At 50.1% G+C, this 12,704-nt stretch carries 13 protein-coding genes; 5 read left to right on the top strand and 8 right to left on the bottom strand.

Translation table 11 applies throughout. The annotated features are described in order from the left end of the window. Nucleotides 1-23: 23 nt before the first annotated feature. Nucleotides 24-935, top strand: a complete 912-nt coding sequence (gene cysM, locus QUE74_RS15825; protein ID WP_000105473.1) for a cysteine synthase B — start codon at nt 24-26, stop codon at nt 933-935. A gap of 204 nt (nt 936-1,139) precedes the next feature. Here the strand turns inward: cysM and QUE74_RS15820 are convergent, their stop codons facing one another. Continuing rightward, entirely contained in the window at nt 1,140-1,874 is a 735-nt protein-coding gene (locus QUE74_RS15820; RefSeq protein ID WP_000710496.1) for a WGR domain-containing protein, read from the bottom strand. Between the two features lie 32 nt (nt 1,875-1,906). Continuing rightward, nucleotides 1,907-2,281, bottom strand: coding sequence for a YfeK family protein (locus QUE74_RS15815; RefSeq protein ID WP_000719944.1), 375 nt, complete (start codon nt 2,279-2,281; stop codon nt 1,907-1,909). 104 nt (nt 2,282-2,385) lie between these two features. Here QUE74_RS15815 and pdxK point away from each other — a divergent pair, with 104 nt between their 5' ends. Continuing rightward, nucleotides 2,386-3,237: a pyridoxine/pyridoxal/pyridoxamine kinase gene (gene pdxK, locus QUE74_RS15810; protein ID WP_000096665.1), complete on the top strand. Its 852-nt coding sequence runs from the start codon at nt 2,386-2,388 to the stop codon at nt 3,235-3,237. Between the two features lie 42 nt (nt 3,238-3,279). Here pdxK and crr read toward each other — a convergent pair whose 3' ends face one another. The 5 genes from crr to cysZ form a co-directional block, all read right to left on the bottom strand. Further along, nucleotides 3,280-3,789 carry a PTS glucose transporter subunit IIA gene (crr, locus tag QUE74_RS15805; protein WP_000522247.1) on the bottom strand — a complete coding sequence of 170 codons (510 nt, stop codon included), beginning with the start codon at nt 3,787-3,789 and terminating at the stop codon, nt 3,280-3,282. A 40-nt stretch (nt 3,790-3,829) separates the two neighbouring features. Further along, a complete protein-coding gene (gene ptsI / locus QUE74_RS15800; protein WP_000623136.1) occupies nt 3,830-5,557 on the bottom strand; it encodes a phosphoenolpyruvate-protein phosphotransferase PtsI in 1,728 nt (575 codons plus the stop codon). 44 nt (nt 5,558-5,601) lie between these two features. Then, complete coding sequence (gene ptsH, locus QUE74_RS15795; RefSeq protein ID WP_000487600.1) at nt 5,602-5,859, bottom strand: phosphocarrier protein Hpr; 258 nt, start codon at nt 5,857-5,859, stop codon at nt 5,602-5,604. A 383-nt stretch (nt 5,860-6,242) separates the two neighbouring features. Further along, nucleotides 6,243-7,214: a cysteine synthase A gene (gene cysK / locus QUE74_RS15790; RefSeq protein WP_000034402.1), complete on the bottom strand. Its 972-nt coding sequence runs from the start codon at nt 7,212-7,214 to the stop codon at nt 6,243-6,245. A gap of 184 nt (nt 7,215-7,398) precedes the next feature. Continuing rightward, nucleotides 7,399-8,160: a sulfate transporter CysZ gene (gene cysZ / locus QUE74_RS15785; protein ID WP_000254839.1), complete on the bottom strand. Its 762-nt coding sequence runs from the start codon at nt 8,158-8,160 to the stop codon at nt 7,399-7,401. A 229-nt stretch (nt 8,161-8,389) separates the two neighbouring features. Between cysZ and zipA the strand changes: the two genes are divergently transcribed. The 3 genes from zipA (at nt 8,390) to QUE74_RS15770 (ending at nt 11,694) form a co-directional block, all read left to right on the top strand. Then, nucleotides 8,390-9,388, top strand: coding sequence for a cell division protein ZipA (zipA, locus tag QUE74_RS15780; RefSeq protein ID WP_001305210.1), 999 nt, complete (start codon nt 8,390-8,392; stop codon nt 9,386-9,388). Nucleotides 9,389-9,458: 70 nt separating this feature from the next. After that, nucleotides 9,459-11,474: an NAD-dependent DNA ligase LigA gene (ligA, locus tag QUE74_RS15775; protein ID WP_000443657.1), complete on the top strand. Its 2,016-nt coding sequence runs from the start codon at nt 9,459-9,461 to the stop codon at nt 11,472-11,474. 1 nt (nt 11,475) lies between these two features. After that, nucleotides 11,476-11,694: a DUF3820 family protein gene (locus tag QUE74_RS15770; protein ID WP_000410201.1), complete on the top strand. Its 219-nt coding sequence runs from the start codon at nt 11,476-11,478 to the stop codon at nt 11,692-11,694. On the opposite strand, the gene QUE74_RS15765 is transcribed toward QUE74_RS15770, so the two are convergent. Next, the gene (locus QUE74_RS15765) at nt 11,691-12,689 is read right to left on the bottom strand and encodes a bile acid:sodium symporter family protein (RefSeq protein ID WP_000765604.1); all 999 of its coding nucleotides are present in this window, start codon (nt 12,687-12,689) and stop codon (nt 11,691-11,693) included. The genes QUE74_RS15770 and QUE74_RS15765 overlap by 4 nt on opposite strands. Nucleotides 12,690-12,704: the final 15 nt, after the last annotated feature.

Below are 12,704 nucleotides of genomic sequence, written 5' to 3'. Positions count from 1 at the left end.
AACACCACGTATGGACAGAGATCGTGAGTACATTAGAACAAACAATAGGCAATACGCCTCTGGTGAAATTACAACGAATGGGGCCGGATAACGGCAGTGAAGTGTGGTTAAAGCTGGAAGGCAATAATCCGGCCGGTTCGGTGAAAGATCGTGCGGCGCTTTCGATGATCGTCGAGGCGGAAAAGCGCGGGGAAATTAAACCGGGTGATGTGTTAATCGAAGCCACCAGTGGTAACACCGGGATTGCGCTGGCAATGATTGCCGCGCTAAAAGGCTATCGCATGAAATTGCTGATGCCCGATAACATGAGCCAGGAGCGTCGCGCGGCGATGCGTGCCTACGGTGCGGAGCTAATTCTGGTCACCAAAGAGCAGGGCATGGAAGGTGCGCGCGATCTGGCGCTAGAGATGGCGAATCGTGGCGAAGGCAAGCTGCTCGATCAGTTTAATAATCCCGATAATCCTTATGCGCATTACACCACCACCGGGCCGGAAATCTGGCAGCAAACCGGCGGTCGCATTACCCATTTTGTCTCCAGCATGGGGACGACCGGTACGATTACCGGCGTGTCGCGCTTTATGCGCGAGCAATCCAAACCGGTGACCATTGTTGGTCTGCAGCCGGAAGAGGGCAGCAGCATTCCCGGCATTCGTCGCTGGCCTGAGGAATATCTGCCAGGCATCTTCAACGCTTCGCTGGTGGATGAGGTGCTGGATATTCATCAGCGCGATGCGGAAAACACCATGCGCGAACTGGCAGTGCGGGAAGGGATTTTCTGCGGTGTAAGTTCCGGCGGCGCGGTTGCCGGAGCACTGCGGGTGGCAAAAGCCAACCCCGGCGCTGTAGTGGTGGCGATCATCTGCGATCGCGGCGATCGCTACCTTTCTACCGGGGTGTTTGGGGAAGAGCACTTTAGTCAGGGGGCGGGGATTTAAGGATTAATAGCATTGGAGGCTGATGACAAACGCAAAACTGCCTGATGCGCTACGCTTATCAGGCCTACAAGGTTCCTGTAATATATTGAATTAGCAATATTTTGTAGGCCGAATAAGGCGTTTACGCTGCATCTGGCATAAACAAAGTGCACTTTGTCAATAATCTGCTTTGTCGGCAGTTGTTGCTGCCGACAAATGCAGTTTTTAATTTTCGTGTGGAAACGTAGTAAGGTCATCAATCATTTTTTGAAGTATTGGTGAGTCCTGACCATCACCCCATTGAAGAATTTTTGCGGTAAGCTGATGACGGGCTAGTGCATTGAGTCCCATCTTTTTAAGTTTATGGGAGATTTTACCCATGACTTTAATCTGACCGAATGCAGTTGCGTAGGTAATCATATTGCTCTGGATAGTGCTCATTTCATCGGCTAGTAATTGCGCACGAATATCCTCTTCAAGAATACTTTCCATAGCGATATATTTCATACCCCAGATAGTTTCAATTAACATTTGAGGGAAATCAGCACAATCTAGATCCGGCTCTTTACGCAGGCTATTTTCAAGAACGTTTAGAGCATCAGCACCTTCATCGCTGCCAAAAGGTGATTCTTCATCCCAGCAACACACATAAAGTGGATCAGTAAAATGGCACTGGAAGTTTGGGTGTGACGTTTTAACATGTAACCCAATTTCTTCATCATCAAAATAGTAGCGATCCATGTAGTTAAAGTTTGGATCTTCTTGATAGCCTTTCTTCATTTTTGCGGCAATCAATTTACTGGCTTCTTTCAGACACTGTTCTTCATTATCGAACTCTTTTGTCTGGAATTTACCAATATTACCTACCTTGCCATAGTTGATAGCTAAACTATCCCCTTCGTAATCTATCCACCAAAATTTATTCGATTTTTCATCGTTATAAATAAAGCATTTTTTCATGTTACCTCCTGTAAATGCCTTGCCAAAGCGGATTAATTCCCTTCCGCAGGCACCGTTTTATCCGTCTGCGCAATTAACGCATGTAAAAAAGGTTGCGCGTTTTCATCGCTCTTACCGGGCATCTTCACGATATACGGCTTCCCGGTAATCGATGATGACGAAGCAACCTTATCAATAAATTGCTCAGCAGTATCAATGCGATTACGGGTATTGCCCAGCTTCAGACGCAAATGGGAAACCGCTTCATCGCAGGTATGTTCATCGCCGTTGCGCACAAATATCAAATCCTTTTTCTGTGCTAATCCCTCCAGCATGGCGTTGATGCGGGCTTCTTCGTGGGCGGTTAACTTCGCGTAAGCGGGGAGTGTCATTAGCAGCGTAATGACCAGACAAATGATTTTCTTCATTGAATTACCTTATCCTTGTTTTGTGATAGCCGATTTGACTGCCAGAATCAGGTAAAGTTTCGGTTGGAATACGATGAGGATCATCGGCAAGGAGAAAAAATTAAATGAGTAGTTTGTTGTTGTTTAACGATAAGAGCAGGGCATTGCAGGCGGATATCGTCGCCGTGCAGTCGCAGGTAGTGTACGGCAGCGTAGGCAACAGCATTGCCGTGCCTGCTATCAAACAGAACGGCCTGAATGTCTTTGCCGTGCCGACGGTATTGCTGAGCAATACGCCGCATTATGACACTTTCTACGGTGGTGCGATTCCGGACGAATGGTTTAGCGGTTATTTGCGTGCGCTTCAGGAGCGTGATGCGCTGCGCCAGCTGCGCGCTGTCACCACGGGCTATATGGGAACGGCATCGCAAATCAAAATCCTTGCCGAGTGGCTGACTGCGCTACGCAAAGACCATCCTGACTTATTGATTATGGTCGATCCGGTGATTGGCGATATTGATAGCGGAATTTATGTCAAACCTGACCTTCCTGAGGCATACCGACAATATTTACTGCCTCTGGCGCAGGGTATTACGCCCAATATCTTTGAGCTGGAAATCCTGACAGGTAAAAATTGCCGCGATCTCGACAGCGCCATTGCTGCCGCAAAAAGTCTGCTTTCAGACACATTAAAGTGGGTGGTGATTACCAGTGCCTCCGGTAATGAAGAAAATCAGGAGATGCAGGTGGTGGTGGTCAGTGCCGACAGCGTGAATGTCATTTCCCATTCACGGGTTAAAACTGACCTGAAAGGGACTGGCGACCTGTTTTGTGCTCAGCTTATCAGTGGCTTGTTGAAAGGTAAGGAATTAACTGACGCGGTACATAGCGCGGGATTACGCGTGCTGGAGGTGATGCGCTATACCCAGCAGTATGGTAGCGATGAATTGATTTTGCCGCCGCTGACTGAAGCATAAAAAAATGGCGCCGATGGGCGCCATTTTTCACTGCGGCAAGAATTACTTCTTGATGCGGATAACCGGGGTTTCACCCACAGTCACGCTACCGGACAGTTTGATCAGTTCTTTGATTTCGTCCATGTTGGAGATAACAACCGGAGTCAGGGTAGACTTGGCTTTCTCTTCCAGCAGCGGCAGATCGAATTCAATCACGGTATCACCAACTTTCACGCGCTGACCTTCTTCAGCAATACGCTTGAAGCCTTCGCCTTTCAGTTCAACGGTGTCGATACCGAAGTGGACGAACAGTTCAACGCCGCTATCAGATTCGATAGAGAACGCGTGGTTGGTCTCAAAGATTTTACCAATGGTGCCGTCTACAGGCGCGACCATTTTGTTTCCAGTTGGTTTGATAGCAATGCCATCACCAACGATTTTTTCCGCAAAAACGACATCCGGCACGTCTTCGATATTGACGATCTCGCCAGAGAGCGGAGCAATGATCTCAATAGTTCCGGTATCCTTCTTGTCGTCGGAAACCAGAGATTTCAGTTTATCGAACAAACCCATGATCTTCTCCTAAGCAGTAAATTGGGCCGCATCTCGTGGATTAGCAGATTGTTTTTTCTTCAATGAACTTGTTAACCAGCGTCATTAACTCGTCCGTTGTCGGTTGAGCAAGAGCCTGCTCTGCTAACACCTTCGCATCTTCGAAGTTCGTGTTACGGATAATCTTCTTAATGCGCGGGATAGAAATGGCGCTCATAGAGAATTCGTCCAGACCCATCCCCAGCAACAGAAGTGTAGCACGTTCATCGCCAGCAAGCTCACCACACATGCCAGTCCATTTGCCTTCAGCATGAGAAGCATCAATAACTTGCTTGATCAAGTTCAGCACGGACGGTGACATTGGCTGGTAAAGGTGTGAAATCATATCATTACCACGGTCAACTGCCAGAGTGTACTGCGTTAAATCATTGGTGCCGATACTAAAGAAATCAACTTCTTTGGCTAAATGACGTGCAATTGTTGCGGCCGCTGGTGTTTCCACCATTACGCCGATTTCAATTGACTCGTCAAACGCTTTACCTTCGTCGCGCAGTTCCTGTTTGTAGATTTCGATCTCTTTGCGCAGTGCACGCACTTCTTCAACAGAGATGATCATCGGGAACATGATGCGCAATTTACCGAAAGCAGAGGCACGCAGGATAGCGCGGAGCTGATCGCGAAGGATCTCTTTACGATCCATCGCGATACGGATAGCGCGCCAGCCGAGGAACGGGTTCTCTTCTTTCGGGAAGTTCATGTATGGCAGCTCTTTGTCGCCGCCGATGTCCATGGTACGAACGATAACCGCTTGTGAGCCACACGCTTCAGCTACTGCTTTGTAAGCAGCAAACTGTTCTTCTTCAGTGGGCAGCGCGTCGCGGTCCATGAACAGGAACTCAGTACGATAAAGACCAACGCCTTCAGCGCCGTTACGCTCAGCACCTTCAACGTCACGAACCGTACCGATGTTAGCGCACACTTCTACCTGGTGACCGTCCAGCGTAATAGCTGGCAGATCTTTCAGTTTAGCAAGCTCTGCTTTTTCAGAAGCCACTTGCTCCTGAACAGCGCGCATTTTATCAATAACTTCGTTGGTTGGATTGACGTAAACCTGATTATTTACGGCATCCAGAATCAGATAGTCGTCATTTTTCACCTGAGAGGTGACGCTACCGGTACCCACGATAGCAGGCAGTTCCAGAGAACGCGCCATGATAGAGGTGTGGGAAGTACGGCCACCCGCGTCGGTGATGAAACCCAGCACCTTCTTCAGGTTCAGCTGTGCGGTTTCGGACGGCGTCAGATCAGCGGCAACCAGAATGACTTCATCCTGAATGGCGCTCAGGTCGATAATCTTCAGGCCCAGGATGTTGCGCAGCAGGCGCTTACCGATATCACGTACGTCAGCCGCACGTTCTTTCAGGTATTCATCATCCAGTTCTTCCAGGGCAGAAGCCTGACCTTCGATAACTTCATGAGCAGCTGCGTCAGCTGTCATGTGCTTATCTTTAATCAGGGCTATGATTTCCTGCTCCAGCTCCTCATCTTCGAGCAGCATAATATGCCCTTCAAAGATGGCTTCTTTTTCTTCACCGAACGTTTCACCAGCTTTCGTTTTGATCGTTTCCAGCTGGGCTGATGCCTTGGCACGACCGCTCAGAAAACGTTCAACTTCCTGATCAACCTGGTCGGCAGAAATTTTTTTCCGGTCAATGACAATTTCGTCTTCTTTCAGAAGCAGAGCTTTACCGAAAGCGATACCCGGGGATGCTAAAATGCCTGAAATCATAACCCTACCTTACTTGTGACTGATTTTTAAAAGAACCCGGGAAATTACTCGAGTTCCGCCATCAGTTTAACCAGATGTTCAACCGCTTTCTGTTCGTCTTCGCCTTCTGCGGAGATAGTCACAACGGTACCTTGAGTCAGGCCCAGAGTCTGCAGTTTAAACAGGCTTTTCGCGCTGGCGCTTTTGCCGTTGGAAGTCACAGTAATTTCAGAAGTGAAGCCCTTAGCTTCTTTTACAAACTGGGCAGCAGGGCGGGTGTGCAGACCGTTCGGAGCGGTAATGGTAACTTCTTGCTGGAACATTGTATTTCCCCAACTTATAGGTTTAGTGTTGTGGAACTAAAGTCTAGCCTGGCGGTTCGACTTTAGCCTGTATTGTTAGCGCCAGTTTTTAACAGACGCGACGCACGAAGAGCGCAATACAGTCCTTTGCTGGCGGGTGTTGACCGCTGACGTTTCGTACGTCATTAAACATTATGCCGCTAAAGGAAGAATTGAACCAAATCATAAAATCGATTCAGCTATGGCTTTTCCTGTAACGATTAATTTCGCGCATCAAAATAATTAGTCTGGTTAAATACCAGTTCCGACAGGCTGAATCAATGCCAGGAGGGGCGAAAGTTTGAAGCAGGCCACAAAAAAGCACCTGAAAAGGTGCTTTTTTACGCATTTTTAACAAGCTGGCATTACTGTTGCAATTCTTTCTCAGTGAAGAGATCGGCAAACAATGCGGTGCTTAAATAACGCTCACCCGATGACGGTAGAATAACCACAATATTCTTGTTGGTAAAGCTTTCATCTTCTTGTAGTTTCAATGCTGCAGCAACAGCCGCTCCAGAAGAGATACCTGCAAGAATACCTTCCTCTTCCATCAGACGACGCGCGGTAGAAATAGCTTCTTCATTGGTGATGCCAATGACTTTATCGACCAGCTTGAGATCAAGGTTAGCCGGGATAAAACCAGCGCCAATCCCCTGAATTTTATGCGGGCCAGGTTTAATCTCTTCACCTGCCAGCGCCTGGGCGATAACCGGAGAATCGGTTGGCTCCACGGCGACAGAGATGAGATCGGTCTTGCCTTTGGTGCCTTTAATGTAGCGGCTGACGCCGGTCAGCGTACCGCCAGTCCCAACACCAGCAATAAATACATCAACCTGACCGTCGGTATCTTCCCAGATCTCCGGACCGGTGGTTTTTTCGTGAATTTCAGGGTTTGCCGGATTGCTGAATTGTTGCAGCAGTAGGTATTTCTCTGGATTGCTGGCGACAATTTCTTCTGCTTTTTGGATTGCGCCTTTCATGCCTTTAGCACCTTCGGTCAGCACCAGGTTTGCACCTAACGCTTTCAGCAGCTTGCGGCGTTCAATACTCATGGTTTCTGGCATGGTCAGGGTGAGTTTGTAACCGCGAGCGGCAGCCACATAGGCCAGTGCAATCCCGGTATTACCGCTGGTTGGTTCAACCAGTTCAACGCCTGGTTTCAGCACGCCGCGCTTTTCGGCATCCCAAATCATATTGGCACCGATACGGCACTTAACGCTGAAGCTGGGGTTACGAGATTCCACCTTCGCCAGAATGCGTCCGTTACCGATGCGATTCAGGCGAACCAGCGGTGTGTGACCGATAGTCAGCGAGTTATCTTCAAAAATCTTACTCATGGCCTGTCCTTAACTGTATGAAATTGGGATACAACAGGTAGCATACCCGCTCAGAGAATATGCGGAAGTAAGGATTTAGCATATCTATATGCAGAAGGGAAATAATGACATGCAAGATGGAATAAGGGGTGGCATAAGCCACCCCTGTTTCACACAAACGGTTTACAAAATAACCGGTAGATTGTTACCGCCACATCGCGTGTTTATCGCGATAGCAATCGACCCACATCGCCGTCGCGCCACAAACGGCAACGGGCATGATGAACAGGTTAAGCAGCGGGATCATCGTAAACAGGCTGGTTAAAGCACCAAACTGCATATTGGTGATTTTGCGTGTGCGCAGGGCGGTACGCATCTCTTTAAACGGCACTTTGTGGTTATCGAAGGGGTAATCGCAATACTGGATGGCTAACATCCAGGCGCTAAACAGGAACCACAGTACCGGTGCGACGGTTTGCCCAATGCCAGGGATGAAGTAAAGAATTAGCAATACAATTGCGCGCGGCAGATACCAGGCAAATTTTTGCCATTCGCGTTTCATGATTCGCGGCACATCTTTCATGATACCGAAAATTCCAGTATCTGGCGGTGTAGCGCCAGTCAGTCTTGCTTCCAGTTGTTCAGCCAATAAACCGTTGAACGGAGCAGCAATCCAGTTAGCAATCGTTGAGAAGAAATAGCCAAACACTAACAGCACAGAGATGACAGCCAGGGGCCACAACAGATAGCTCAGCCATTGTAACCAGTCCGGAACATAACTCATGAGAGTCGGGATCCAGACATCGAGTTGCGTAAAGAGCCACCAGAATGCGCCCCCCATCAACAAAATATTGACCAACAGCGGTAAAATAACAAAACGCCGAATCCCTGGTTGCGAGACGAGCTTCCAGCCTTGCGCAAAATAGTAAAAACCGCTGCGTGGGGCAGATGTGAATGATGAAACCATAATCAGGATGAGCTCCTTTTGACCAATCCCAGGAAAATTCTGCGTATTTTACCGGGTAATTGCGCAATGGACAGTTAGGATATGTTCGAAAAAACAGCAAAAAGCACGATTTCATCTATCTTTGTGCTGTGAAAGTTAATAGTGCACTTGCACTTGAGGTAATCGGCAAATACTCTTAGTGAGTAAATGTTTGCCGTGGTGGCAAGGTGTTAGAACAACAGAGAATATAATGATGCAGGATTTGCGTCTGATATTAATCATTGTTGGCGCGATCGCCATAATCGCTTTACTGGTACATGGTTTCTGGACCAGCCGTAAAGAACGATCTTCTATGTTCCGCGATCGGCCATTAAAACGAATGAAGTCAAAACGTGACGACGATTCTTATGACGAGGATGTCGAAGATGATGAGGGCGTTGGTGAGGTTCGTGTTCACCGCGTGAATCATGCCCCGGCTAACGCCCAGGAGCATGAGGCTGCTCGTCCGTCGCCGCAACACCAGTACCAACCGCCTTATGCGTCTGCGCAGCCGCGTCAACCGGTCCAGCAGCCGCCTGAAGCGCAGGTACCGCCGCAACATGCTCCGCGTCCAACGCAGCCGGTGCAGCAACCCGTGCAGCAGCCTGCCTATCAGCCTCAGCCTGAACAGCCGTTGCAGCAGCCAGTTTCGCCACAGGTCGCGTCAGCGCCGCAGCCAGTGCATTCAGCACCGCAACCGGCACAACAGGCTTTCCAGCCTGCAGAACCTGTAGCGGCACCACAGCCTGAGCCTGTAGCGGAACCGGCTCCAGTTATGGATAAACCGAAGCGCAAAGAAGCGGTGATTATTATGAACGTCGCGGCGCATCACGGTAGCGAGTTAAACGGTGAACTGCTTCTTAACAGCATTCAACAAGCGGGCTTCATTTTTGGCGATATGAATATTTACCATCGTCATCTTAGCCCGGATGGCAGCGGCCCGGCGTTATTCAGCCTGGCGAATATGGTGAAACCGGGAACCTTCGATCCTGAAATGAAGGATTTCACTACTCCGGGTGTCACTATCTTTATGCAGGTACCGTCTTACGGTGACGAGCTGCAGAACTTTAAGCTGATGCTGCAATCTGCGCAGCATATTGCCGATGAAGTGGGCGGTGTAGTGCTTGACGATCAGCGCCGTATGATGACTCCGCAGAAATTGCGCGAGTACCAGGACATCATCCGCGAAGTCAAAGACGCCAACGCCTGATACACTTAAGGCAAATTAACTCCTCTTCGAACCCCCGCTTGTCGGGGGTTTTTAGCATTGATGGTGCGATATGGAATCAATCGAACAACAACTGACAGAACTGCGAACGACGCTTCGCCATCATGAATATCTTTATCATGTGATGGATGCGCCGGAAATTCCCGACGCTGAATACGACAGGCTGATGCGCGAACTGCGCGAGCTGGAAGCCAAACATCCAGAGCTGATTACACCTGATTCACCTACCCAACGTGTAGGTGCTGCGCCGCTGGCGGCTTTCAGCCAGATCCGCCATGAAGTGCCCATGTTGTCGCTGGATAACGTCTTTGATGAAGAAAGCTTTCTTGCTTTCAACAAACGCGTACAGGACCGTCTGAAAAGCAACGAAAAAGTGACCTGGTGCTGTGAGCTGAAACTGGATGGTCTTGCCGTCAGCATTCTGTATGAAAATGGCGTTTTAGTCAGTGCAGCGACCCGTGGCGATGGCACTACCGGCGAAGACATTACATCAAACGTGCGTACTATTCGCGCCATTCCGCTGAAGCTTCACGGCGAGAATATCCCGGCGCGTCTGGAAGTTCGTGGTGAAGTGTTCCTGCCGCAGGCCGGCTTCGAAAAGATCAACGAAGATGCGCGACGCACAGGCGGGAAAGTGTTTGCTAACCCGCGTAATGCGGCTGCAGGTTCACTGCGTCAGCTTGATCCGCGTATTACAGCGAAGCGACCGCTCACTTTTTTCTGCTATGGCGTCGGTGTTCTGGAAGGTGGCGAGCTACCGGATACTCATCTTGGCCGTTTACTGCAATTTAAAAAGTGGGGATTACCGGTCAGCGATCGGGTAACGCTTTGTGAATCGGCGGAAGAGGTGCTGGCGTTCTACCACAAAGTGGAAGAAGACCGCCCGACGCTGGGCTTTGATATCGACGGCGTGGTAATTAAGGTCAACTCACTGGCACAGCAGGAACAGCTTGGCTTTGTCGCGCGTGCCCCGCGCTGGGCAGTAGCGTTTAAATTTCCGGCGCAGGAACAGATGACCTTTGTGCGTGACGTCGAGTTTCAGGTTGGGCGTACTGGCGCGATTACGCCTGTTGCGCGTCTTGAACCAGTCCATGTTGCTGGTGTGCTGGTGAGTAACGCCACACTGCATAATGCTGACGAAATCGAACGTCTTGGTTTACGCATTGGCGATAAAGTGGTGATTCGCCGCGCTGGCGACGTGATCCCGCAGGTGGTTAACGTCGTGCTTTCTGAACGCCCGGAAGATACCCGTGAGGTTGTATTCCCGACGCATTGTCCGGTATGTGGTTCTGACGTCGAGCGTGTGGAAGGTGAAGCGGTTGCCCGCTGTACCGGTGGCCTGATTTGCGGTGCTCAGCGTAAAGAGTCGCTGAAACACTTTGTTTCCCGCCGTGCGATGGACGTTGACGGTATGGGCGACAAAATCATCGATCAACTGGTTGAAAAAGAATATGTCCATACCCCGGCGGATCTGTTCAAACTCACCGCAGGCAAACTGACCGGACTGGAGCGCATGGGGCCGAAATCGGCACAAAATGTGGTTAACGCGCTGGAAAAAGCGAAAGAAACCACCTTTGCCCGCTTCCTCTATGCACTTGGCATCCGTGAAGTCGGCGAGGCCACCGCAGCAGGTCTGGCGGCATATTTCGGCACGCTGGAAGCGCTGGAAGCCGCTTCGATTGAAGAGCTGCAAAAGGTGCCTGATGTTGGCATTGTCGTTGCCTCCCACGTTCACAACTTCTTTGCCGAAGAAAGCAACCGCAATGTCATCAGCGAGCTGTTGGCGGAAGGCGTTCACTGGCCTGCGCCGGTGGTGATTAACGCGGAAGAGATTGACAGCCCGTTTGCTGGTAAAACCGTGGTGCTCACAGGCAGCTTAAGCCAGATGTCGCGTGATGACGCTAAAGCTCGACTGGTCGAACTGGGGGCGAAAGTCGCGGGCAGCGTGTCGAAGAAAACCGATCTGGTGATAGCGGGTGAAGCTGCAGGATCTAAACTGGCGAAGGCGCAGGAACTGGGCATTGAAGTCATCGACGAAACGGAAATGCTGCGTTTGCTGGGTAGCTGAGATGGAAAAAGAGCAGCTGATTGAAATAGCCAATACGATAATGCCGTTTGGCAAATACAAAGGGCGTCGATTAATCGACCTGCCGGAGGAGTATCTTCTGTGGTTTGCCCGCAAAGATGAGTTCCCGGCAGGGAAGCTCGGTGAGCTAATGCAAATCACGCTGCTGATTAAAACCGAGGGGCTGACGCAACTGGTCCAGCCCCTGAAACGCCCACTTTAAGCTTTATCGGCGCTGCTTTCCTGCTGCGCCTGTAACTGTTCGGTCTGGCGTTTGTATCGACGCGCCAGCACCGCACAGACCATCAATTGGATCTGATGGAAAATCATCAGAGGCAGCACCATCATACCGATCACCGATGTGGGGAACAGAATGTTTGCCATCGGGATGCCATTTGCCAGACTCTTTTTCGAACCACAAAAGACGATAGTAATTTCATCTGCCTTATTGAAGCCTAGTCGGCGTGCCATAAAGACGTTAACTACAATCACGATAGCCAGAAGAACGCAACTGACCACCACGATAAACAGCAATGATCCCCAGCCAACTTTGTGCCAGATACCGTTAACGACGGCTTCGCTGAATGCCGTATAAACCACCAACAGAATGGACGTCTGGTCAGTTTTCGCAATCCATTTTTTATTACGCGACACCCAGTCACCAATCCACGGCCGCGAAAGATGCCCCAACACAAATGGCAGCAGCAGTTGCAGCATTATCTTACCTACCTGCTCAAGGCTGCCCCCTGCACCGTGAACATTCATCACCAGGCCAACCAGCAACGGTGAAAGGAAAATCCCCAGTAGGCTGGATGCTGACGCAGAACAAACCGCCGCCGCGACGTTACCGCCCGCCATTGACGTGAAGGCGATTGCAGACTGCACGGTCGCGGGGAGAATGCACAAGTAGAGAAAACCGGAGTAGAGCATCGGGTCGACATTTACCGGTTTCCACCACGCAAACAGCACGCCCAGAATCGGAAACAGCACGAAGGTGCTGCACATTACCCATAAATGCAGTCGCCAATGACCACCGCCTGCAATAATGGCCTCTCGCGATAACTTCGCGCCGTGCATAAAGAACAGCAGAGCAATGGCTGCGGTAGTCAGATTTTCAAAGAAGGGAACGAAATCGCCCCTGGCCGGAAAGAAAGAGGCCAGCAACACCACCGTGATCAGGGTTAAGGTGAAAGGATCGAGGATACGAAAAAGTTTCATAAAGACTCCAGATGA

This window comes from Escherichia sp. 10290 (assembly GCF_030295155.1).
GTDB classification, from domain to species: Bacteria; Pseudomonadota; Gammaproteobacteria; order Enterobacterales; family Enterobacteriaceae; genus Escherichia; species Escherichia coli_F.
Note: the sequence above shows the minus strand (reverse complement) of the source record. Positions and strands in the feature narration are given on the sequence as shown.